The sequence below is a fragment of the Nocardia amikacinitolerans NBRC 108937 genome (assembly GCF_001612615.1).
Lineage (GTDB): Bacteria > Actinomycetota > Actinomycetes > Mycobacteriales > Mycobacteriaceae > Nocardia > Nocardia amikacinitolerans.
In genome coordinates, this window is record NZ_BDAU01000030.1 from 134,355 (window position 1) to 156,780 (window position 22,426).

24 protein-coding genes are annotated in these 22,426 nt (G+C 69.2%); 16 read left to right on the forward strand and 8 right to left on the reverse strand.

Annotated features, from left to right (window positions below):
* Positions 1–176 precede the first annotated feature (176 nt).
* Positions 177–1,031: a class II glutamine amidotransferase gene (locus NAM01S_RS22045; protein ID WP_067788131.1), complete on the forward strand. Its 855-nt coding sequence runs from the start codon at positions 177–179 to the stop codon at positions 1,029–1,031.
* Positions 1,032–1,103: 72 nt separating this feature from the next.
* On the opposite strand, the gene NAM01S_RS22050 is transcribed toward NAM01S_RS22045, so the two are convergent.
* Genes NAM01S_RS22050 through NAM01S_RS36180 form a run of 3 tightly spaced genes read right to left on the reverse strand, consistent with a single transcriptional unit; the run spans position 1,104 to position 4,704 of the window.
* On the reverse strand, positions 1,104–3,197 hold the full coding sequence (locus NAM01S_RS22050) for a xanthine dehydrogenase family protein molybdopterin-binding subunit (protein ID WP_067788133.1): 2,094 nt from the start codon (positions 3,195–3,197) through the stop codon (positions 1,104–1,106).
* On the reverse strand, positions 3,194–4,186 hold the full coding sequence (locus NAM01S_RS22055) for an FAD binding domain-containing protein (protein WP_067788135.1): 993 nt from the start codon (positions 4,184–4,186) through the stop codon (positions 3,194–3,196). The genes NAM01S_RS22050 and NAM01S_RS22055 overlap by 4 nt, the downstream gene beginning before the upstream one ends.
* Positions 4,183–4,704, reverse strand: coding sequence for a 2Fe-2S iron-sulfur cluster-binding protein (locus tag NAM01S_RS36180; protein ID WP_067788137.1), 522 nt, complete (start codon positions 4,702–4,704; stop codon positions 4,183–4,185). Before NAM01S_RS36180 ends, NAM01S_RS22055 begins: the two co-directional genes overlap by 4 nt.
* 166 nt (positions 4,705–4,870) lie before the next feature.
* Between NAM01S_RS36180 and NAM01S_RS22065 the strand changes: the two genes are divergently transcribed.
* The 6 genes from NAM01S_RS22065 to NAM01S_RS22090 all read left to right on the forward strand — a co-directional run bounded on the left by NAM01S_RS22065 (position 4,871) and on the right by NAM01S_RS22090 (position 9,865).
* On the forward strand, positions 4,871–5,419 hold the full coding sequence (locus tag NAM01S_RS22065; RefSeq protein ID WP_218018431.1) for a hypothetical protein: 549 nt from the start codon (positions 4,871–4,873) through the stop codon (positions 5,417–5,419).
* A 137-nt stretch (positions 5,420–5,556) separates the two neighbouring features.
* On the forward strand, positions 5,557–7,182 hold the full coding sequence (locus tag NAM01S_RS22070; protein ID WP_084483169.1) for a peptide ABC transporter substrate-binding protein: 1,626 nt from the start codon (positions 5,557–5,559) through the stop codon (positions 7,180–7,182).
* Positions 7,183–7,275: 93 nt separating this feature from the next.
* A complete protein-coding gene (locus NAM01S_RS22075) occupies positions 7,276–7,782 on the forward strand; it encodes a VOC family protein (RefSeq protein ID WP_067788315.1) in 507 nt (168 codons plus the stop codon).
* A gap of 22 nt (positions 7,783–7,804) precedes the next feature.
* Positions 7,805–8,614: a MerR family transcriptional regulator gene (locus NAM01S_RS22080; RefSeq protein ID WP_253799061.1), complete on the forward strand. Its 810-nt coding sequence runs from the start codon at positions 7,805–7,807 to the stop codon at positions 8,612–8,614.
* Positions 8,615–8,689: 75 nt separating this feature from the next.
* Positions 8,690–9,391, forward strand: a complete 702-nt coding sequence (locus NAM01S_RS22085) for a helix-turn-helix transcriptional regulator (protein WP_067788143.1) — start codon at positions 8,690–8,692, stop codon at positions 9,389–9,391.
* Between the two features lie 93 nt (positions 9,392–9,484).
* The gene (locus NAM01S_RS22090; RefSeq protein WP_067788316.1) at positions 9,485–9,865 is read left to right on the forward strand and encodes a VOC family protein; all 381 of its coding nucleotides are present in this window, start codon (positions 9,485–9,487) and stop codon (positions 9,863–9,865) included.
* A 99-nt stretch (positions 9,866–9,964) separates the two neighbouring features.
* Here the strand turns inward: NAM01S_RS22090 and NAM01S_RS22095 are convergent, their stop codons facing one another.
* Both NAM01S_RS22095 and NAM01S_RS22100 read right to left on the reverse strand, forming a co-directional pair.
* Positions 9,965–10,840, reverse strand: a complete 876-nt coding sequence (locus tag NAM01S_RS22095; protein WP_067788145.1) for an LLM class F420-dependent oxidoreductase — start codon at positions 10,838–10,840, stop codon at positions 9,965–9,967.
* Positions 10,841–10,882: 42 nt separating this feature from the next.
* Positions 10,883–12,205: a flavin monoamine oxidase family protein gene (locus NAM01S_RS22100; RefSeq protein WP_067788318.1), complete on the reverse strand. Its 1,323-nt coding sequence runs from the start codon at positions 12,203–12,205 to the stop codon at positions 10,883–10,885.
* A gap of 63 nt (positions 12,206–12,268) precedes the next feature.
* Here NAM01S_RS22100 and NAM01S_RS22105 point away from each other — a divergent pair, with 63 nt between their 5' ends.
* On the forward strand, positions 12,269–12,838 hold the full coding sequence (locus NAM01S_RS22105; RefSeq protein WP_157107847.1) for a TetR family transcriptional regulator: 570 nt from the start codon (positions 12,269–12,271) through the stop codon (positions 12,836–12,838).
* Between the two features lie 149 nt (positions 12,839–12,987).
* Here NAM01S_RS22105 and NAM01S_RS22110 read toward each other — a convergent pair whose 3' ends face one another.
* Positions 12,988–13,194, reverse strand: a complete 207-nt coding sequence (locus tag NAM01S_RS22110; RefSeq protein ID WP_067788149.1) for an EF-hand domain-containing protein — start codon at positions 13,192–13,194, stop codon at positions 12,988–12,990.
* 151 nt (positions 13,195–13,345) lie between these two features.
* The gene (locus NAM01S_RS22115) at positions 13,346–13,681 is read right to left on the reverse strand and encodes a hypothetical protein (protein WP_067788150.1); all 336 of its coding nucleotides are present in this window, start codon (positions 13,679–13,681) and stop codon (positions 13,346–13,348) included.
* 180 nt (positions 13,682–13,861) lie between these two features.
* On the opposite strand from NAM01S_RS22115, the gene NAM01S_RS22120 reads away from it, so the two are divergent.
* On the forward strand, positions 13,862–14,728 hold the full coding sequence (locus NAM01S_RS22120) for a hypothetical protein (protein WP_157107848.1): 867 nt from the start codon (positions 13,862–13,864) through the stop codon (positions 14,726–14,728).
* Positions 14,729–14,800: 72 nt separating this feature from the next.
* On the opposite strand, the gene NAM01S_RS35785 is transcribed toward NAM01S_RS22120, so the two are convergent.
* Positions 14,801–14,959, reverse strand: coding sequence for a hypothetical protein (locus NAM01S_RS35785; RefSeq protein ID WP_169810881.1), 159 nt, complete (start codon positions 14,957–14,959; stop codon positions 14,801–14,803).
* 77 nt (positions 14,960–15,036) lie between these two features.
* On the opposite strand from NAM01S_RS35785, the gene NAM01S_RS22125 reads away from it, so the two are divergent.
* The 7 genes from NAM01S_RS22125 to fadD8 all read left to right on the forward strand — a co-directional run bounded on the left by NAM01S_RS22125 (position 15,037) and on the right by fadD8 (position 22,277).
* The gene (locus NAM01S_RS22125) at positions 15,037–16,044 is read left to right on the forward strand and encodes an NAD(P)H-dependent flavin oxidoreductase (RefSeq protein WP_067788153.1); all 1,008 of its coding nucleotides are present in this window, start codon (positions 15,037–15,039) and stop codon (positions 16,042–16,044) included.
* Positions 16,045–16,126: 82 nt separating this feature from the next.
* Positions 16,127–16,588, forward strand: a complete 462-nt coding sequence (locus NAM01S_RS22130) for a Zn-ribbon domain-containing OB-fold protein (RefSeq protein ID WP_067788155.1) — start codon at positions 16,127–16,129, stop codon at positions 16,586–16,588.
* Entirely contained in the window at positions 16,581–17,060 is a 480-nt protein-coding gene (locus tag NAM01S_RS22135) for a Zn-ribbon domain-containing OB-fold protein (RefSeq protein WP_067788156.1), read from the forward strand. The genes NAM01S_RS22130 and NAM01S_RS22135 overlap by 8 nt, the downstream gene beginning before the upstream one ends.
* On the forward strand, positions 17,053–18,129 hold the full coding sequence (locus NAM01S_RS22140; RefSeq protein ID WP_067788158.1) for a thiolase family protein: 1,077 nt from the start codon (positions 17,053–17,055) through the stop codon (positions 18,127–18,129). Before NAM01S_RS22135 ends, NAM01S_RS22140 begins: the two co-directional genes overlap by 8 nt.
* On the forward strand, positions 18,126–19,286 hold the full coding sequence (locus tag NAM01S_RS22145) for a thiolase family protein (RefSeq protein WP_067788160.1): 1,161 nt from the start codon (positions 18,126–18,128) through the stop codon (positions 19,284–19,286). Before NAM01S_RS22140 ends, NAM01S_RS22145 begins: the two co-directional genes overlap by 4 nt.
* 103 nt (positions 19,287–19,389) lie before the next feature.
* Positions 19,390–20,580 carry a thiolase C-terminal domain-containing protein gene (locus NAM01S_RS22150; protein ID WP_067788162.1) on the forward strand — a complete coding sequence of 397 codons (1,191 nt, stop codon included), beginning with the start codon at positions 19,390–19,392 and terminating at the stop codon, positions 20,578–20,580.
* Between the two features lie 92 nt (positions 20,581–20,672).
* Positions 20,673–22,277 carry a fatty-acid--CoA ligase FadD8 gene (gene fadD8 / locus NAM01S_RS22155; protein WP_067788164.1) on the forward strand — a complete coding sequence of 535 codons (1,605 nt, stop codon included), beginning with the start codon at positions 20,673–20,675 and terminating at the stop codon, positions 22,275–22,277.
* Positions 22,278–22,426 lie beyond the last annotated feature (149 nt).

Genomic DNA, 22,426 nt, shown 5'->3' on the forward strand with positions numbered 1-22,426 from the left:
GATAGTCGGCGGACCGTTGCGAGTGCGACGCGCGCCGGAGTCGACAGGATTCCGGCGCGCGTCGCTGCGTGCTCGCTTCCCGCGGTCAGCGGCTGCCGAGTCGCCGATCCGCGGGGCGAACGCGCGATAGGCTCGGGCGAGATCATTCGGTGCGACCGGCGCAGGGGTGATGCACTATGTGTCGACTGTTCGGACTGACCGCCGCCCCGCGACGGGTGAAAGCAAGCTTCTGGCTACTCGACGCGGCCGACAGCCTGGACCGCCAGAGCGAGGCGAATCCCGACGGCACCGGGCTCGGCACCTTCGACACCGCCGGTCGGCCGCTTGTCGAGAAACAGCCGCTGGCCGCGTACGAGGACCGGCAGTTCGCCGTGGAAGCCAAGCACCGCGAGTCGGCCACATTCCTCGCCCACATCCGGCACGCCTCCACCGGCGACCTCAGCACGAAGAACACCCACCCGTTCACCCAGGACGGGCGAATCTTCGCGCACAACGGCGTCATCGAGGATCTTCCCCGCCTCGACGAGGAACTCGGCCGATACCGCGAGCTGGTCGAGGGCGACACCGATTCGGAACGTTTCTTCGCCCTGATCACCAAACACATCGACGCACACAACGGCGACGTCACCGCTGGCATCACCGAAGCGACGCACTGGATCGCCGACCGATTGCCGATCTTCGCGATCAACATGCTGCTGACCACCGCCACCGAGCTGTGGGCGCTGCGCTACCCCACCACCCACGACCTCTACGTGTTGGACCGTGAACCGGGCGACCACCTCGAGCACAGCGGCACCGCGGGAACCGTCCGAGTCCGCTCGACCGAGCCTGCCCGCGTCCCCACCTTCGTCGTAGCCAGCGAAGAGATGGACGACGACCCCGACTGGCGCCTGCTCCCCTCCGGCGAACTCCTCCACATCGACCGAAACCTCCACGCCCACCGCACACCCATCCTCGATCGTCCCCCTTCCCATCCGCTCTCCCTCTCCGACCTCAGCGCCGACGCGGCCGCCTCGCAGCAACACCGCTGACGCGCAACGCCATTCGAGCGCGCCCGTCCTCGCCGCCTGCCGACTTCCTCGATGTCGTCCGAGCGACGCTCGTCAGACCAGCAGTTTGTCGGGCGTGATCGGCAGGTCACGGACACGCACACCCGTGGCGTGGTACACGGCGTTGGCGACGGCCGCCGCGGCGCCGACGATTCCGATCTCGCCCGCCCCCCTCGAGCCCATGGGATTGGCGTGCTCGTCGACTTCGTCGAGCCAGATCGCGTCGATGTCGCGGACGTCGGCGTGCGCGCTGATGTGGTAGGTGGCGAGATCTTGAGTGACGACGTGGCCGAATCGATGGTCGCGCACGCTTTCCTCGTGCAGCGCCATCGACAAGCCCATGGTCATTCCGCCGATCAGCTGGGAGCGCAGGGTGCGGGCGTTGATGGCGCGGCCGACCGAGAAGACGCCGAGCATGCGGGGGACGCGGATTTCGCCGGTGTCCCGATCGACGGCGACTTCGACGAAATGGGCGCCGAAGGAATGCATGGCGAACTTGTCTGCGTCGGGGTTCTCCGGCGGTTCCGCGATGGTTTGCGCTCCGGCGGAAGGCTTTTCGCCGTGCTCCTCACGAAAGGCCCGCGCCGCCGCGACGATCGCCGTGCCCCACGAGCTGATACCCGAAGACCCGCCGGCCACCGAGGCGGCGGGCAGGTCGGTGTCGCCGATCTGGAGATCGACCGTGGCGGTGTCACACCCGAGCGCGTCGGCGGCGATCTGGGTCAGCGCGGTCCAGGTGCCGGTCCCGAGGTCGGCCGCGCCGATCTGCACCGTGTATCGGCCGTCGGAGCAGTAGACGATGCGGGCGACGTTGCCCGGCATGGACGAGGCGGGATAGGTCGCTGCGGCGACGCCGGTACCGAGCAGCCAGTCGCCCTGTCGACGGCTTCGGGGCGCCGGATCGCGCTCGGCCCAACCGAACCGTTCGGCGCCGGTCCGGAGACATTCGATCAGGTGCCGCCCCGACCACGGATTGCCCGACGCCGGTTCGACATCGGGTTCGTTGCGTAGACGCAACTCGATCGGGTCGATGCCGCAGGCGGCCGCGAGTTCGTCCATCGCGACCTCCGCGGCGAACATACCGGGACATTCGCCTGGCGCGCGCATCCAGAACGGCACCGGAACGTCCAGCGGCGCAAGGCGATGCGAGGTCCGACGGTTCGGCGCCGCGTACATCATGCGCGACACCAGTGCGGTCTGCTCCGCGAATTCCTTGACCGCCGAGGTGAGTTCGACGACTTCGTGCGACAGTGCCGTCAACGTGCCGTCCCGGTCCGCGCCGAGCCTGATCCGCTGGATCGTGGGTGTCCGGTAGCCGACGAGGGCGAACATCTGCTGACGGGTGACCGCGAGCTTCACCGGACGACCCCTGCTGCGCCGCGCGGCCATGATGGCGAGCACATTGTGGGCGTGCGGCGCGCCCTTCGCACCGAACCCGCCGCCGACGTGCGGTGCGATGACCCGCGCTTGTTCAGGCTCGAGGCCGAACAACGGCGCGAGCGTCTTGCGCACCGCGTGCACGCCCTGCGTCGAGTCGTAGAGCGTTACCCGCGGGCGCCCAGAGGTCTCGTCCCACACCGCGATGCAGGCGTGCGGTTCCATCGGATTGTTGTGTTCGATCGGGGTGGTGTAGGTCTGGTCGACCGTCACCGCCGCGGCGGCCATGGCGGCGTCGACATCGCCTTCGTCGGTGTCGGCGGGCTCGGTCTCGAGCAGCTTCTCCGGCGCGTACAACCCGGGGTGGTCGATGCGCAGCTCGGTGTCGTGCGGCTCGGCTCGATAATCGACACTCACGAAAGATGCCGCCTGCCGCGCGATTTCGGCCGACTCGGCGACGACCGCGCCGATCAGCTGTCCGCGGAAGTGAACCCGATCGTCTTGCAGGATGCTCAGTTCGCCGTCCGAGGTATCCGCGAGCTTCGGCGCGTCGAAGACGGTCAGCACGGCGACCACACCGTCCAGCGCCTCTGCGGCGGCGGTGTCCATCGCGACGACCCGCCCGTGCGCGGTCGTGGCCTGGATGGGATGCAGGTAGGCGGGCCGCTCGACTCGATGCTCGAATGCGTAAGGCGCGGTGCCGGTCACCTTCGCCGGACCGTCGAGCCGGGCGAGCGGCGCGCCCATCGATGTCGCCGGAATCAGTGTCATCGCCGCGTCCCTTCGGTGAGGGTCCGCAACGTCGCGACCAGAGTCCGTTGGGCCAGTTCGACTTTGAACTCGTTGCCGTCGAGCGGGCGCGCTTGCGCGAGTTCGGCCCGCGCCGCCTGGACGAACATCTCTTCGCTCGCCCGGGCGCCTTCCAGCGCCGCCTCGGCATGCTCGGCCCGCCACGGCTTGTGCGCGACGCCGCCGAGAGCGATTCGGGCGGAGACGATCTCGCCGGATTCGAGGACGAGTTCGGCGGCGACCGAGACCAGCGCGAAGGCGTAGGAGGCGCGGTCGCGCACCTTGCGATAGGTCGAGCGCGCACCGGTGGGTGGTGCGGGCAGCTCGACCCCGGTGATCAGTTGGCCGTGACTCAGCACGGTGTCGAGATCGGGACGGTCACCCGGCAGGCGATAGAAGTCCGCGATCGGGATGCGTTTCGTACCGTCGACGTCCTGTACCACCACGCGGGCGTCGAGCATGGTCATGGCCACCGCCATATCCGACGGATGGGTCGCCACGCACTGCTCTGACGCTCCCAGAATCGCGTGGTAGCGGACGTATCCGCCGATCGCCGAACATCCGCTGCCCGGTTCGCGTTTGTTGCACGGCGTCGTGACGTCCTGAAAGTACGGACAACGGGTGCGCTGCAACAGATTTCCCGCCGTGGTCGCCAGGTTGCGCAACTGCCCGGACGCACCCGCGAGCAGCGCCCTGGACAGCGCGGGGTAGCGGGTGCGCACGAGCGGGTGCGCGGCGAGATCGGTGTTGCGCACGGCCGCACCTATCCGCAGACCGCCGTCGGCGGTCTCCTCGACCTCGGCGAGCGGGAGCCTGCTGACGTCCACCAGCAGGCGCGGTCCGGTCACGCCCAGCTTCATGTGGTCGACGAGGTTCGTCCCGCCGCCCAGATACGCGGCATCCGGCCGGGCCGACACCGTCGCCACCGCGTCCTCGGCGGTGGCGGCGCGGCGGTACTCGAAGGGGATCACAGTCCCACGGCCGCTCGGATCGCGGCGAGAATGTTGGGGTAGGCGGCGCAGCGGCAGAGGTTGCCGCTCATCCGTTCCCTGATCTCGTCGTCGGTCAGTTCCGGCTCCGCGGTGAGATCGTCGGTCACGTGGCTGGGGTGACCGGCCTTCGCTTCGTCGAGCATCCCGACCGCGGAGCACACCTGCCCCGGCGTGCAGTAGCCGCATTGGAACCCGTCGCGATCCAGGAATGCTTCCTGCACAGGGTGCAGCTCGCCGCCCTCACCCAAACCGGCCGCGGTGACGATATCGGCGCCGTCCTGGGCGACGGCGAAGGTGAGACAGGTGGTGGTTCGGCGACCGTCCAGCAGCACGGTGCACGACCCACACTGTCCGTGATCGCAGCCCTTCTTCGGCGAAGTCACGCCGAGCTGCTCGCGCAGCGCGTCGAGCAGCGTGGTGCGGTTGTCGACCCGAAGGGACCGCTGCTCACCGTCGACGCGCAGGGTGATGCCGGTCCGAATGTTCGAGGCATCCATCTTCGCCGCGTACCCAGGGCCGAGCGGGCGAATCCTCCGGCGCCGAAACCGTATGGATGTTCCGGCGGGTCGATTGATGGACGGTTGACCGATACGCGGAGGTCAACGCGCGCGCCTGTTCCACTGGCAGACGCAGGGATCTGTCCGAGGGAGAGGACGAGGCGTCATGTCCATCGACGTCGCGAAGGTGACACCGGCAACTCGCGGCGGCGCGGTCGCGCCCGCGCTCGCGGCGCTCTCGGCGGGCGGGTTCCTCGCGGTCGCGATCTGGGTGTCGAGCCGCCTGGAGGTGAGCGAGGAACTGCACCGCGTCGCGCTGTTCGTTCACCTGGCGGCGCTGGTGGTCGGGCTCGGCGCGGTGCTGGTCGGCGACTACGCGGCGCTGCTGTGGCTGGCGAGGCGGGTGACGACGGCGCAGCTGCTGCACGACATCGGCCGGTTGCACCTGCCGATCTGGGTCGGCCTCGCGGGACTGGTGGGCAGCGGGATGCTGCTCGAACCCGAATTCGAGGTCCTCGCCACGCGCGTGAAGCTGGCGCTGGTCGCGATCCTGCTGGTCAACGGAGTACAGGCGATGGCGCTCGAACGGCGGATGGCCGCGGCGGGACCCCACCTCGGCTTTCCGCTCGTCCTGCGTGGCATCGTGACCGCTCTCGTCTCCCAAGGCTGCTGGTGGACGGCGATGTGGATCGGCTTCACCGCGACGCAGTCCTGAACGATTGACCGGTTTTGATTGTCCTGGCGTGCAACGTATTACGGTCAACGCACGGCGCTGCTGCACTGACTCTGGGCATCCGACCACATCCTCGTCGCGGTCGGACGCTCGGCATCACGCAGGAAAGGCAGCACCCGATGCGAAAATCTCGACTCGCGCTATGCGTTCTCACCGCCTGTCTCACGGCCCTCGGTGCGGTGGGTTGTGGCGCGGACACGACTTCCCCCGAGCCGGCGGCCAGTCCGCTCACGCTCAATACGACCGAGCCGGAGAACCCGTTGGTGCCCGGTGACACCACCGACGCCGGTGGCTCGAAGATCCTTCGCACCCTGTTCAAGGGTCTGGTCGACTACGACCCGCGCACCGCCGCGCCGCGCAACGCCGTCGCCGAATCCATCGAGACCACCGACTCCCGGGTCTTCACCGTCACGCTGAAGCACGGGTGGACCTTCCACGACGGCACACCGGTGACCGCGCACAGCTTCGTGGACGCGTGGAATTACACCGCGTACGCGCCCAATCAGCAGCAGGGCGCCGGATTCCTCTCCGTCATCGAGGGTTTCGACGCGGTGAACGCGCCCGACCCGAGCGGCACACCCGTCGCGAGTTCCGGCAGCCCCGCCGCGCGCACGATGAGCGGCCTGCGTGTCCTCGACGACCACAGGTTCACGATCACGCTCGCCGCTCCGCTGCCCAGCTTCGTCAACCGGCTCGGCTACCTGGCCTACGCGCCGCTGCCGAAGCGGTTCTTCTCCGATCGCGCGGGCTACCTGGCGCACCCGATCGGCAACGGTCCCTTCGAGTTCGTCTCGCACGCAACGGGTTCCAGCCTGACCATCGAGCGCAACGAGAACTACTCCGGCCCGCACAAGCCCGCCATCGAACGCGCGGAGTTCCGCTTCAACAAGACGCTGGAGGCGGCCTACGGCGACGTCGTCGCCAACCGCCTCGACTTCCTCGAGGTGCTGCCCGGCGACGCGCTCGTCGCCGGACGCTACAAGCAGGATCTCGCCGGCCGTCACTTCACCCGCGCCGGAACGGGTCTGCAGTCGATCACGTTCCCGCTCTACGATCCGCGCTTCGCCGATCCCCGGGTGCGCCAGGCGATTTCGATGTCGATCGATCGTCAGCACGTCATCGACACGGTGTTCACCGGCGATCGCATCCCGGCGCCGGGACTCGTGCCGTCCACCGTGCGCGGCGCCACCGAGGGCCAGTGCGGAGCACTGTGCGAGCATCGTCCGCAGCAGGCGCGAGAACTGTTCGACAGCACGGGATTCCAGGGCCCGATCGAGATCGCGTCCAACGTCGATTCGGCCAACGAGAAGTGGCTGACCGCGGTGTGCTCGTCGATCACCGCCGCGCTCGGCCGCGAGTGCCGGTTCCAGCCTGTCGCGACGCTCGGCGAGTTCCGCCGCCAGATCAACGCCCACCAGATGCGGACGATCTACCGCACCGGCTGGGTCGCCGACTACCCCTCGATCGAGAACTTCCTGAACCCGCTCTACCGCACCGGCGGTTCGTCCAATACCGGCCGCTACAGCAACCCGCAGGTCGACGCGCTGCTCGCCCGCGCCGACGCCACGGCGAACGAGCAGGAGTCCTGGAGCCTCTACCAGCAGGCCGAACGCCTGGTCCTGCAGGACATGCCCGCGATCCCGCTCGTCGTCCCCGGCGTGCAGACCGGCTGGTCGGAGCGGCTGCGGAACGTGACCGTCACGCCTTTCCGCGACCTCGACCTGGAAACCGTCACGATCGCCTAGCGGACGCCCACGCCCCGTCGTGCCTCGATGGTCTCCGAGGCACGACGGCGCACGACTTGACCCTCACGTCGCGTGAGGGTCGACGATGGCGCCATGACAGAGACCTTCCCCGCCTTCGACATCAGCCCTGTTCCCACTCCCGAGTTGAACGCCGAACCACCGGAGCTCTTCCACGGCCTGTACGGAATGCCGATGTTCGTCACGGCGCCGACGCCGGATCTGGCCGCATCGGTCGACTTCTGGACCCGCGGCCTCGGGTTCTTCGACCTGTTCTCGATCCCCGGCGGACTCACCCACCTGCGCCGCTGGGCCTTCCAGGACGTGTTGCTCGTGCACGGCGAGCGGCCCGCCGAGGCGCCCGCGCTCACCGTGAGCTTCGCCTGCGTGCTGAGCCAGCTCGACGCGATCGCCGCCGCGTGCGACGAGCTGGTCCCCGGCTGCGCGACCGGCCCCCGGCGGATGCCGTGGAACTCGGTGGAACTCGAGATCCGCACTCCGGAGAACACCCGGGTGATCATGACGGCCGCGCGACCGTGGGATCCCGACAGCCCGGAGGCCGAGCATCTGCGAGGCATCGGGATCGAACCGCCCAGCGAGTGAACCGGCTGCCAGACTGATCCGCGTGACGAATCGAGCCATGGACGAAGACGGCGATCTCACCGTCGGCGCGGTCGCGTCGCTGGTCGGCGTGACGATCCGAACGCTGCACCACTGGGATTCGATCGGGCTCGTCCACCCGTCCGAGCGCACCGACGCAGGCTATCGGCGCTATACGGCCGCCGACCTCGCTCGCATTCACCGGGTGCTGGTGTACCGCGAGCTCGGCGTGCCGCTCGGCGATATCGCGGCGCTGTTGGACGCGCAGGCGGCCGACGCCCTCGCGGCGCTGCGCACACAGCGCGACCAGTTGCGCGAGCGCGGCGCCCACCTGCGCCGGATGGGCGACGCGCTCGATCGCATGATCGAGGCGCGGGAGTCCGGCATCCTGCTGTCCGCCGAGGAGCAGGTGGCGATCTTCGGCGAGCACTGGCAACCGTCCTGGGCCGCGGAAGCACGCGATCGCTGGGGTGACACCGTGCAGTGGGCGCAGTACGCCGAGCGCGCCGCGGGCCGGACCGCCGAGCATTGGCAACAGATCGCGGAGGATGTCGACGCGCTGCACACGGAACTGGGCGCGGCGCTTCGGGCCGGCGTGATGCCGGGAAGCGAGCAGGCCAACGCCTTGGCCGAGCGGCACCGGGCCTCGCTCGGCGTGTACTTCGACTGCACCCACTCGATGCACGTCTGCCTGGGGCGCACCTACGCCACCGACCCGGGATTCGCCACCTTCTACGACGGCATCGAGACCGGTTTGAGCGCCTGGCTGCGCGACATCATCGACGCCAACGCGCGCGCCAACGGCGTCGATCCCGACTCGGCGACCTGGGTCTGACCCGCCTGTCGAATTCGGGCCGAGGGCTGGAATCACGGTCCGAGATCTGTCGGTGGGCGGCGCTACGGTGGCGGCGTGAACCGGACGGATCGGCTGTACGCGATAGTCGAGGAGTTGCGGGCGATCTCCCCGCGGCTGCGCACCGCGCGGGAGTTGGCGGAACGGTACGAGGTGAGCGTCCGGACGATCGAACGCGATATCGCCGCGCTACAGCAGGCCGGTATCCCGATCTACGCCGACGTGGGCAGGCGCGGTGGGTACGCGCTGGAGAAGAGCATGTCCTTGCCGCCGTTGAACTTCACGCCCGCGGAGACCGTCGCGCTGGCGGTCGCGCTGGCCCGTCATCGCGGCGGTCCGTTCGAGCAGGCGGGCCACAGCGCGCTGCGCAAGATCTTGGCGGTGCTGCCGGAACGCAACGCGGCCGCCGCGCGCGAGCTCGCCGGACGTATCCGTTTGATCGATCCGCTCGACGCACAAGAGATCAACACGATTCCCGCGGTGATCGAGGGGGCCATCGAGGTCGGGCGGGTCTTGCGGATCGGCTATCTCGACCGGTTCGGCGCGCGCACCGAGCGCGACGTCGAGCCGTTCGCGTTGGTGAACGGGGCGAACGGGTGGTACCTGGCCGCCTGGTGCAGGCTGCGCGGCAATCCGCGTTGCTTCCGGCTGGACCGGATCGCGTCGGCGGCGGCGACCGAACAGCCCGCGCCGCACCGCGATTTCGACGGTCCGGCGTTGGACATTCCCGACACCAGACTCCGGATCGTCGCGCTGTAGAACCGATTCGAAAACACCGACAGGGGGTTGTCGCCGCGGCGGGAGATCGTGATCCGGCAAGTCAACGACCCCGAGATTCCGGAGCGAAATCCCATGACCACTCCCGCCTACAACACCGTCGCCTGGTTCCAGGTCGGCAGCGACAAGCCCGAACTGGTGAAGAAGTTCTACGGCGAGCTGTTCGGCTGGACCTTCAGCCCCTACCCGAGCGGCGACCAGGGCTACGAACTGATCCACTACCCCGGCAGCGAGGCGCCGAGCGGCGGCATCGCGCACACCACGGACACCTCGGCCAACCACGCCACCTTCCTGGTGGTCGTGGAGGACGTCGCGGCCACGCTGGCGGCGGCCGAGGCGCTGGGCGCCAAGGTGGTGACGCCGCCGGTCACCAGCAACGACGGATTGGTGTCGGCCGACCTGCTCGACACCTCCGGCAACTTCTTCTGCGTCTTCAGCCCCGCGCCGACGGCGTGACGCCACGGTGAGCGGACTCCCGGCGCATCGGTGACGATGCGCCGGGAGCCTGACAGCTCGGTGAGCACCGGCCGCGCCGGGCTGGAGCGAGTGCGGCGGTCAGCCGAGGTCGGCCAGTTGCGGGACGACCGGCGCGATCTCATCGATCCACGCGGCAGGCGAGCCGCTGGTCGGGACGATGATGACGGTGTGCACGCCGAGCTTCGCGTAATCGGCCATCGAGCGGACGAATTCGTCGCGGGTGTCCGGGGTGGGGCGCGGGTTGTTCGCCATGATCGTCTTGCGAATCCGGTCGTAGTCGCGGCCGAGATCGTCGCAGTGCCTGCGCAGGACGTCGAGCTTGTGTTCGACGTCCTGCGGCGAGGTCCCGAACAGGTTGCACGCGTCGCCGTACTGCGCGACCAACCGCAGCGTCTTGCGTTCCCCGCCACCACCGATCAGCACCGTGGGGCGGTGGATCGGCTGCGGCGAACACAGCGTCTCGGCCAACCGGTAGTGCTTGCCCTCGAACGGCCCGTTGTTCCGGGGGTCCCACATCTGGTCGCAGATGCGCAGAGCTTCTTCGAGTCGCTCGAATCGTTCGGCGACCGAGGGAAACTCGACGCCGAGCCCGCGGTGCTCGCGCTCGAACCACGCGGCGCCGATACCGAGCGCGGCCCGCCCGCCCGACAGGACGTCGAGCGTGGTGACGATCTTGGCGAGCAGGCCGGGATGCCGGTACGTCACACCGGTAACGAGCAAGCCGAGTTCGATCGTCGAGGTGTGCGCGGCGAGAAAGCCGAGCGTGGTGTAGCCCTCCAGCATGTTCGCTTCCGCGGGAAGGCCGGTCGGCTCGATCTGGAAGTAGTGATCCATGAACGACAACCAGGTCGCACCCGATGCTTCGGCCGCGGCGCCGACCCTGGCCAGTTCGCCCGCGATGGCGGTGGTTCCACCGTCGATGTCGAAGATCGGAATGTGAAAGCCGAGTTCCATGGTGTGGTCTCCTCGTGTATCGGCAAGCCCGAGACCCTCACGCTACGACTTGGAGTGCACTCCAAGGCAAGTCGAGCGCAACGACGCCACGACTTCGTCGGCGGCGCGCGCACCGGAGACGACCGCGCCTTCGAGGTAGCCGGTCCAGCGCGGCGCGGTTTCCGTGCCCGCCCAGTGGATCGGACCGGTCGGCTTCGCGGCGGCGGTGAGTAGATCGAGCGTGCCGGGAAGCGGAAGCCCGGAGTACCCGCCGCCGACGAACGGATCGTGGTGCCAGGACTTCTCGTGCCAGCTGAGCGGGTCCAGCACGGCAGGACCGAGATGGTTCGCCAAGGCGGACAGCACGGTGTTCCGCCGGTCGGCGGGAGCGAGCCGATCCAGTTCCCTTGCGTCCCGTCCGGGGACGAGCACACAGAGGTGGCCGGGGCCGGTCGGCGGTGAGATGTCGAACGAGGCGGGCACCGGACCGTCCAGGGCGACGATCTCGCCACTGAGGCCACGCTCGCGCCAGAAGGGCCGGTCGTAGACGGCGATCGCCTTGTAGATCGTGCCCATTCGGACGTTGTCCTGAAGGCGTCGGCGTTCGGCGGGCAGTCGCGGGTCGTGCCGGATCGCGGCGGCGACCGGCGCGGGCACGGTGACGATCGCGCGCGCGGCGTGCACCGGACCGGTCGGCGTGGTGAGGGTGACGCCGTCGTCCGATCGCGTGATCGCGGTGACCGGCCGTGCGAGACGAACCGCGTCGCCGAGTTCGGCCGCGAGCGCTTCGGCCAGCGCGCCTGCCCCGCCCGAGAGCAGCGATTCCTGTGCACCGCCCGCAGTGCCGAGCATGACGCGCAGACCGCCCGCCGACCGAACACCCACCGCGAGCGCCGCGACGGAGACGGTGTCGAGATCGCAAGCCAGCGCTTCGGACAGGATCACCTCGAGCAGGCGACGCGCACGCGACCCGGGAATCCGGCCGACCCAGTTCGACGCCGTCACCTCGTCCCACCGGCGGTGAGCACCCCTGCGCGCCAACAATTCCAGCCGCAGCAGCGCCCACCCGGTCGCCGCCGCGGTGAGCGGGCCGATCCGCACCCGGCGTCCGCCGTCGAGGACGAGAGCTTTGCCCACGCTGGGCGTCGGGAACAGTGTCATACCGAATTCGGTTGCGAGCTCGGTCATTCGGGCGTGGTCGTGGCCGATCCACTGGCCGCCGAGATCCACCGGTGTGTCCGCGGCCGAACGCTCGGTCCTGGCGCGGCCGCCGACGCGGTCGGCCGCTTCCAGGACGAGTGCGTCGATGCCGTGTGCGCGGAGGGCGCGGGCCGCGGTGAGTCCCGCGAATCCGGCGCCGATGACCGCGACCGTCGTTCGTTCCATCGCCAGCTCCTTTGTGCAACGCTTGTTGTAAAACAAGTGTTGCACAAATGCTAGGCTGTGGCCATGCCACGTACCGTCGATCGCACCGCCCGACTCACGGCCGTCAGCGACGCCGTCGTCGGCCTCGCCACCGAGGCCGGGTTCGCCGCCGTGACCATCCGTTCGGTAGCCGAACGCGTCGGCGCGTCGACCTCGGTGGTGACGCACTACGTCGGCAGCAGGGACGAGATGCTGCGCATGGCGGTACGGCGCGAGGTCGACGCGCGGCGCGGACAAGCCGAGGACGCCATGGCGGGCCACGGCGGCGCGGTCGCGTTGCGCGCGCTGGTCGAGTGGGCCGTGCTGACGGCCGACGAAGCGACCCACCGGTTCTGGCTCGCGCTGATCCTCGGCGCGCCCACCGAGCCGGTCCTGCGCGCCGAACTCGACGCGTTCAACGACTGGTGGGACGCCGCGCTGGAAAACCTGTTGGCACAGGCGGGAATCGCGGAGCGCGAGCACGCCGCCGATCTGCTGAACGTCGTCGTGGACGGGCTCGTCGTCGGCGGGTTCGACGAGGGCGCACCGTGGCCGCCCGCCCGTCGTCGGCAGGTTCTCGCCGCGGCATGGCGAGCCTTGGGAATCACCGAGTAGCCGCTCGGCGCCGGTGAGACGCTACGAAATTCGCGCGGGCCGAAGGGAACACGAGGGCCCCTCGGCGGAGGGGCCCTCGCGCGTTCCGGTGGAGCTAGTGATCGGCAACGCTCTTCGGCTCGGAGCGAAAACGCTCCAATAAGGCCGGTTCAGAGCGGTGCGCGAGCGGCGGTCAGGAATTCGTCCCTGCTGATCCTGCCGTCGCCGTCGATGTCGACTTCGTCGAAGCGGGACGCCAGGATGTCGATGTCCTGGCCCCTGCGCTCGTAGTGCTGGATGAATTCCTCGCGGTCGATGTAGCCGTCGCCGTCGATGTCCAGCGAGTCGAACTTCTCGTGAATGTCCTGAATATCCATTCGGTTCTCTCCCAGCTTCTAGGCGGGGTGGCGGATGCCGCCCCGACAGGACAGGTTTCGAGCCGTGTTGGAGAAACTGACGCATCAAGGATAGTGGCGGGCGATGGCGCGTGCGCGAAAACCGAAAAGTCGGATCGGACGCTCGGGATTTCTAGGTGTCCACGTCTTTGATCGCGGACCCCGCTATCGCCGAGGCTCGCCACAACTCGACGGCGAGCAAGAATGCCTGCACGCGTCCCTCGACTTCGTCGAGAACTACGCCGTCCGGCCAGGAAACTCGGCAGTGATACCAGCAGCGACGCGCGCGGTCGCACCGCCGCGGCTCGGGCGAGAGCAGATCCCGGCAGACGCGCCTGGCGAGTTCGGCGAGCGCCGCCGAGGTCTGCGCCGGTGTGCCGACATTGCCGACCCGCCACCACAGCTCCTCACTCCGGCCGGGGCGCGAGATCTCTACGAGGTAGATCAGTTCGGTGTCCTGATCGCTCATACCCATGCACTTTGCCAGAAACCGACCGGTCTACCCGTAGGTTCACACGCGTGTTTCACAAATGCCGAGAAAGCCGTGGCAAACCGTGTTGGTCTTCGGGTTGGTCGGGGTCTACGACTACTTTCAGGGCGGTGCCGGACGACGGGGTTCGGTGCGACGACGAGCCCTGAACGGAAGGCGATGAGCATACCTACAGTTCCCGGCCATCCCGGCGCACCGCCCGGGTACGCGTGGCGGTGCGTGTGGCCCGAGTCTCGGGCCATCGGGTGGTCGGTGGCGTCGTTGGTCGCGTTGGTCGGCGGCGCGGCGTGTTCGGTCGTGGGAATGGTGTTCGGCAACCGGTCCGTCGTGGGGATCGGCGGTCTTCTGCTGCTGCTCGGCGGGATCGCCGCGCTCACCTATTTCGTCATGGGCATCGAGGATCGCCCCGAGGTGCGCGCGGGCGACGCGGAGAACACCTTCGTGCTGCGCTATTTCCCGGTTCGCTTGGCTCCCGTGCTCGCCGGGCTCGCGGCGGTGGCGGTGGCGGCGCTGTGGCTCGGCGTCCTCGCGCGCGAGCTCGAGTCGACGTTGTGCGGGATCGCGCTCCTCGTCGCGCTCCTCCTCTTGACGGGTTTGACCCTCTCCTACCGGCGTACCGCACGACTGTCCTTCTCCCCGGACGCCATCCGGATCACGACGCGCAACTTCGACTGGGAATTCCCTTGGGACGCAACGCATTTCGCTGCGGGTTTCGATCCCAAGGGAGCCGAGACCATCGAGATCCGATGTCCCCGTGACACGGTGACCACCCGCCGGACACCGAGAAGGACGCCGACGCACCTACGCCCACCCGCCGACAGCCTGGACGGCCCGTGGAAGATCACCCCGATCATGTGGGGTGTCCGCCCGAACTCCTTGTACTCCACCATGACTCACCTGCGCGCCGCCCCCGAACTCCGCGCCGCCCTGACCCGACCCCAGCTCACCGCCATGCTCACTCCCCCACCCTGGCGAACCCGCCGCACCCTGCACCTCGACCCCGCGCTGGCCATCGACCTGGAGTGAGCCACCTCCGCCCCGGCCGTGCGGGAGCTGACCCCGTTCTGGTGTTCAGCTCCCGGCGTAGTGCCAGACGGATCAGTCCGGGGGTTCCTGGGCGTCCTCGGTGGCGGCCATTTCCGGGGCGACCTCCCTGGTCGCCATTCCGCCGTCGCGGCCCTGGTCGGTCGGTCCCGGCGGCTTGTCGGCCTTCGACTTGTCGTTGTTCTCGTCGTCGGTGTATTTCGCGCGTGGCATGGCGGACCTCCTTCGTCGTCGCTTCGATCTACCCACCCCGCCGCGTTTCAATCCCGCCGCTGTGCTGGCATGGAGGCATGGCCGCGTCGCAACGGGAACCGCATTCTTCGGACTATCGAGTCGCCGGACCGCCCCTGAGCACGGAGTGGTCGCGGGCGATGGGACTGCGCGTGCCGGTGGTGAACGCACCGATGGGCGGGGTGGCGGGCGGTCGGCTGGCGGCGGCGGTCACGGCGGCGGGCGGGCTGGGGATGATCGGCATGGGCAGCGCCGGATCCGCGGCGGCGCTGCGCAGAGAACTTCCGTATACGGAGTCCCTCGACGGGCGATTCGGTATCGGTCTGGTCGACTGGGTCGTCGCCGCCGAACCGGAACTGCTCGAGGTCGCAATCGCCGCGGCGCCCACCCTGATCGCGGTGAGCTTCGGGACGGACCCGTCCTGGATCGAACGCGTGCGCGCCCACGGAATACGCACGGCCACACAGGTATACAACGCGGCCGAGGCGCGCCGAGCCGAGGAGGCCGGCATCGACGTTCTGGTCGCGCGAGGCGCGGAAGGCGGCGGTCACGGCGCGGTGGAAATGGCGACGCTGCCGCTGCTGGACGCGGTGCTCGACGCCGTGACGGTGCCGGTCCTCGCCGCGGGCGGCATCGGGTCGCCCGCGAGTCTCGCGGCCGTGCTCGCCGCCGGCGCGAGCGGGGCGTGGCTCGGCACGCACCTCGCCGCCTGCTCGGAGTCGTCGCTGCCGGAGGCGAGCCGCCGCGCGATGCTCGCGGCCGACGGCACCGACACGATCGCCACCACGGCATTCGACGTCGCGATGCGATTGCCTTGGCCGACAAGGTTTCCCGCACGCGTCCTGCGCAACGACTTCGCGACCCGGTGGACGGGCCACGAGGACGCCCTGCGCACGAACGAGGCGGCCCAAGCTGAGTTGGCGGCCGCCGTCGCCGCCGACGACCCGCGCACCGCACCGGTCGACGCGGGCCAAGGAGTCGGCCAGGTTACCGCGGTCACCCCGGCGGCCCAGGTCATCGACGAACTCTGCTCCGGCGCGGCGGGGTTGCTCGGGCGAGGGTACTGACATCGCGAGACCCGCACGCGGGCTCAAGCACTTGTTTCAATCACGTGATTGAGGCAGACTCCGGACGGGAAAGGAGCTGCCGATGTCCGCTGCTGAGGTCGACGAGGGGCTACGGGCCCCGTATGAGATCGAGTTCCCGTTCGAGCGCACGGTGGGGCCGGTGGTCGGGACGTTCCTGGCCGGGCTGCGGGAGAAGCGGCTGTTCGGTGCGCGGACCGAGCGCGGAACCGTGGTGTGCCCGCCGCCGGAGTTCGATCCGGTGACCGGGAAGGAGCTGGGCGAGCTCGTCGAGCTGGAGCCGGTCGGCGCTGTCGAGTCGTGGACCTGGGTTCGGCATCGGGCGGGCGATCCGGTCGACGCCGATTTCGCCTGGGCGCTCATCGCCGTGGACGGCACGGAGGGCACGTTCTTCCACGCCCTCGACGTCGGCGGCGATCCGGCGCGGATCCGGCGGGGCCTGCGGGTGCGGGCGCGGTGGGCGGAGGAACGCCGCGGCGAGATGTCGGATCTCCGCTGTTTCGAGCCGGAGGACGACGATGAATAAACCACTGCCGGAACCGGTTTCGCTGATGCCGACGCCGCTGCGGATGGAGTACACGTTCGTCGCCGGTGTCGGTCGCTCGCGATTCCTGCGCGGCCTCGCCGAGCGCCGCCTGCTGGCGAGCACCTGCCCGTCGTGCCACCACGTGTATCTGCCCGCTCCGGAATTCTGCGCCCGCTGCCTCGTAGAACTCGACGCGCCGACCGAACTCGACGGGCGCGGAGTCGTTTCCACCTTCTGCGTCGTCAGCTTCCCGTTCCCCGGACAGGAGATCGAGCCGCCGTACGTGGTGGCATACATCCAGCCGCACGGCGCGGACACCCGGCTGATGCACCTGATCCGCGAGGTCGACATCGCCGAGGTCCACATCGGCATGGAGGTCGAGCCGGTCTGGCAAGAGGGCGAGCTCGAGCCGTCGTGGATGAGCATCCGCCACTATCGTCCCGTCGCAACCGAGGAGGTTCGGCATGCGTGAGATCGCCGTCGTCGGCTCCGCACAGTCCGCCTGCCTCGCCGCGAACCGCCGCGACGACATGGCGGGCATCCTGCTCCCGGTGATCAGGGAGGCGCTCTCCGGCATCCAACTCGACCGCGACCGTGTCGATTTCGTGTGCTCCGGCAGTCACGACTTCCACGAGGGACGCACCTTCGCCTACATCGACTCGCTCGACGCCGTCGGCGCCTGGCCGCCGATCGCGGAGTCGCACGTGGAGATGGACGCCGCGTGGGCGTTCTACGAGGCGTGGTCGTGGCTGCAACTGGGACACGGCGACATCGCGCTGGTGTACGGGATCGGCCGCGGTTCGCTGCCCCGCGACCTCGACCAGGTCGTGCCCACCCAGCTGGACCCCTACTACCTCACGCCGCTGCGCCCGCACCGCGACGCGATCGCGGGCATCCAGGCGTGCGCGCTACTCCAGTCCGAGGTGACCACGGAGCGTGAGATGGCGCGGATCGTCGCGCGCAGCCTGGCGGACGCGAAGGCCAATCCGCACGCGCAGGTGTCGGGTGAGTACGAGGTCGACGAACTGCTCGCCGCGCCCTATGTGGCCGCGCCGTTGCGCGACCACGATGTGTCACCGGTCGGCGATGCCGCGAGCGTCGTCGTGCTGGCCGCCGGTGACGTGGCCAGGTCGCTGTGCGAACGTCCCGCCTGGATCCGCGGCATCGACCACCGGATGGACGGGCACTACCCTGGCTCGCGCGATCTGACCAGGGCGCCGTCGGCGAACCTCGCCGCCGCGCGGGCGTCGGCGACCGCGGGATTCGCCGCGAGCGAGGTCGACATCGCCGAACTGCACATCGAATACTCCGCGCAGGAACCGCTTCTGGTGCGCGAGCTCGGCCTCGGCGCGCCGACGGCGATCAATCCGTCGGGTGGTCCGTTGGCGGGCAGACCGACCACGGCCACCGGCCTGATCCGTATCGCCGAGGCGGCCAAGGGCATTCGTTCCGGTCGAGCCCGCCGAGCGCTCGCGCACGCCACCAATGGTCAAGCGCTGCAACAGAATATGGTCTGCCTGCTGGAAGGAGACCCGGCATGAGTGAACCCGTCGCCGTCATCGGCATCGGTCAGGGCAAGCAGGCCAAGCGCCGCGAGACGACCATCGGCGCGATGGTGCGCGAAGCGGTCGCGGCCGCGATGGCCGACGCCGAGCTGGAATTGGGCGAGGTCGACGCGATCGTGCTGTCGAAGACGCCCGACCTGTTCGACGGGGTGATGAACCCGGAGCTCTACCTCGCCGACGCGCTCGGCGCCCGCGGCCTTCCGGTGACGCGCGTCTTCACCGGCGGCAGCGTCGGCGGGCACGCCGCCATCTACGGGGCGCACCTCATCGAGGCGGGGTTGGCGCGACGGGTGCTCGTCGCGGCGTATTCCAAAGAGTCCGAGGGCAATTTCACCTGGGCGCTCTCCCGCGGACTGCCCTTCAGCGCCAAACTCGGCGCGGGCGCGGGCGGCCATTTCGCACCGGTCATCCGCGAATACATTCGCCGCTCCGGCGCGCCGGAACACATCGGCTGGCAAGTCGCGGTCAATCACCGGCTCAACGCGCTGCGCAATCCGTACGCGCACGTGCACATGCCCGACATCACCGTCGAGAAGGTCAAGGAGTCCCGCATGCTGTGGGACCCGATCCGCTACCTCGAATCGTGCCCGTCCTCCGACGGCGCAGCCGCGATCGTGCTCGCCGCCGCCTCGCAGGCCGGGAAAACGGCGCGCCCGCCCGCCTGGATCCACGGCATGTCGTTCCGCACCGAGACCGGCCACTTCGCCGGACGCGACGAGGTCAACCCGCGCGCGGGCGCGGAGTGTGCCGCCGATGCCTACCGGCAGGCCGGAATCGTCGATCCCGCACGGGAAGTCGACGTCGCGGAGCTGTACATCCCGTACAGCTGGTACGAACCGATGTGGCTGGAGAACATCGGCCTCGCCCCGCTGCACCAAGGGTGGAAACTCGTCGACGACGGGACGACGCGATTCGGCGGGTCCCTGCCGGTCAACCCGTCGGGCGGTGTGCTGTCCGGCAACCCGACCGGAGCCACCGGCTTGGTCCGCTTCCTCGAGGCCGCGCTGCAGGTCCGCGGCATGGCGGGCGAGCACCAGGTCCCCGGCACGCGACGAGCCATCGGCCACGCCATGGGCGGCGCCTCTCAGTTCCACGCCCTGTGGGTCGTCGGCGACGAACGGCCGACGACGTGAATGGCCCTTTCGCACGCTTCGTACCGGACACAACCGTTGTGCGGCGACGAGAGCCGTTGCGCGAGAAGCGAGGTCGGGCATGAAGCGAGAAGGGAGTTCGAGGATGCGACGGGTGTATGTCGTGGGCGTCGGGATGACGCCGTTCGTCAAGATCGGGTCCCGGGAATGGACCTACCCCGAGATGGTCGGCCAAGCGGTGCGCGGCGCGATGAGCGACGCGGGAATCGGCTACGACCGGGTTCAGCGGGCCGCGGTCGGCTACGTCTTCCAGCCCTCGGCGGCCGGTCAGCGCGCGCTGTACGACGTCGGAATGACCGGCATTCCGGTGGTCAACGTCAACAACAACTGCGCCACCGGTTCCACCGCGATCATGCTGGCGCGCGAGTGGATCGGCGCGGGTCTCGCGGACGTGGCGCTGGCCGTCGGGTTCGAGCAGATGACCAAGCAAGCCATGGCCGGTCCCGCGACACCGCCGAAGACCACCACGGTCGACGGGCACCTGCGAATCATGTCCGCGCACTACGACTTCGGCACCGCGCCGATGACCACCCAGTTCTTCGGCAACGCCGCGCTCGAGCACGCCAAGCGCTACGGCACGACGCCCGAACAGCTGGCCGCCGTAGCGGTGAAGAACCATGCGCATTCGACGCGTAATCCCTTGGCGCAGTTCCAGAATGCCTACACGCTGGATCAGGTGCTTGCCGACGTGCCGGTGCACGGTCCGCTGACCCGCTCGCAGTGCTCGCCCATGTCGGACGGCGCCGCGGCCGCCGTGCTGGTGAGCGAGGACGTCGTGCGCGAACTGGGGCTCGAGGCGCAGGCGGTGGAGATCCTGGCCCAGGAGCTGGTCACCGACGACGCGTCCACCTTCGCCACGGGGTCGATGATCGATGTCGTCGGAGCGCCGATGACCCGCGCCGCGTCCGGTCGCGCCCTCGACACCGCGGGGATCACCATCGATGAGGTCGACGTGATCGAACTGCACGACTGCTTCTCGATCAACGAGCTCATCACCTACGAGGCGCTCGGTCTCTGCGGCGAGGGCGAATCGGGCGCGCTGGTGGAGTCCGGCGCCACCACCTACGGCGGCACCTGGGTGGTCAACCCGTCCGGCGGATTGATCTCCAAGGGTCACCCGCTCGGCGCTACCGGACTCGCGCAGACGGCCGAACTCTGCTGGCAGCTGCGCGGGCTGGCCGCGGACCGGCAAGTGCCGGACGCGCGAATCGCTTTGGCGCACAATCTCGGTCTCGGCGGCGCCTGCGTCGTCACACTGTACGCGGGGCCGTCATGAGCGAGCCGCGCACGACGGAACCACGCGTCCGCGAGGCGCACGCATGAATAGTGCCGAACGACGATCAACGAGTGCTCGGAGCTGAAAACCATATGACGACAATCGATCACGACACCCACCTGCGCCTGCCGGTGCACAACGGCCACAGCCTGCTCGCCGGGCTGCGCAGGCACCGCGACAGTCCGGTCCTCACCCTCGGTGACACCGTCCTCACCGGCGCCGACGTGCTGGACGCGATCAGCCGCTACGTCGCCGCGTTCGCGGCCAACGGCGTCGACACCGGCACGCCCGTCGGCGTCCTCGCGCTCAACCGGCCCGAGGTGCTGTTCACCATCGGCGCCGGGCAGGTGCGCGGCCATCGGCGCACCGCGTTGCACCCGATGGGCGGGCTCGACGATCACGCCTACGTGCTCGCCGACGCGGGCATCACCACCCTGGTGCTCGATCCGGTGCCCGCCTTCGTGCAACGCGCCCGCGAGCTGGTCGACCGGGTGCCGGAGCTGAAGCGGGTTCTCGTGCTCGGCGCCGTGCCGCCGGAACTGGCCGATGTCGGCGTCGATCTGACCGCCGCCGCCGCGGCGTTCGACGCGGAGCCGATCGAGGCCACCGACCTGCCGACCGACGCCGTCATCTCGGTCAGCTACACCGGCGGCACCACCGGAAAACCCAAGGGCGTCATCGGAACCGCGCTCACCATGGCGACGATGACCCAGATCCAGCTGTCGGAATGGGAATGGCCGCAGCGGCCGAGATTCCTCATCTGCACGCCGCTCTCGCACGCGGGCGCGGCCTTCTTCCTCCCGGTCGTCCTGCTCGGCGGTCAATGCGTGGTGCTTCCCCGCTTCGAGCCGGGCGAGGTGCTGCGCGCCATCGAGGAACACAAGATCACCGCGACCATGCTGGTGCCGTCGATGCTCTACGCGCTGCTCGACCACCCGGATCTCGCGACCCGCGACGTCTCGTCGCTGGAGACGGTGTACTACGGCGCCTCGGCCATCGACCCGACCCGGTTGACGCAGGCGATCGACCGTTTCGGGCCGATCTTCGCGCAGTATTTCGGGCAGTCCGAGGCGCCGATGGCGATCAGTTATCTCGGTAAGCGCGAACACGATTCGGCGCGGCTCACCTCGTGTGGGCGTCCCTCGGCAGCGCTGCGCGTCGCGTTGCTCGATACCGACGACAAGGTCGTCGAGCCCGGCGAGGTCGGCGAGATCTGTGTCTCCGGACCGCTGGTCGCGGCGGGTTACCTGAACAAGCCCGAGGCCACCGCGGAGACCTTCCGCGACGGCTGGCTGCGCACCGGCGACCTGGCGCGCCAGGATGCGGACGGCTTCCTGCACATCGTCGGCCGCAGCAAGGACATGGTGGTCACCGGCGGTTTCAACGTCTTTCCCCGCGAGGTGGAAGACGTTGTCGCCGAACATCCGTCGGTGTCACACGTCGCGGTCGTCGGGGTGCCCGATCCGCGCTGGGGCGAGGCGGTCACCGCCGTCGTCGTGCTCGATCCCACAGCGCCGAGCGATTCGGCCGCGGTGGAGACGATGATCGCCGAGATTCAGGAGACCGTGAGGCAGCGCAAGGGATCGGTCCAGGTGCCCAAGCACGTGCTCGTCATCGATGAGCTGCCGCTCACCGGTCTCGGCAAGCCCGACAAGAAGGCCGTGCGCGCCCTCGCGGCGGAGCGGCTCGACCGCTGACGTAACTCGGTTGCGGACGTAGCGGTGAAACCGGCTGTCCCCTAGCCGGTTTCACCGGCTGCCGCACCGCGACGCCGCAGGCCCGTCTCCCGGTCACGGTGACGATCGGCCCGCCGAGGAAATAGACCGCGAGCAGCAGTCGGTACGGA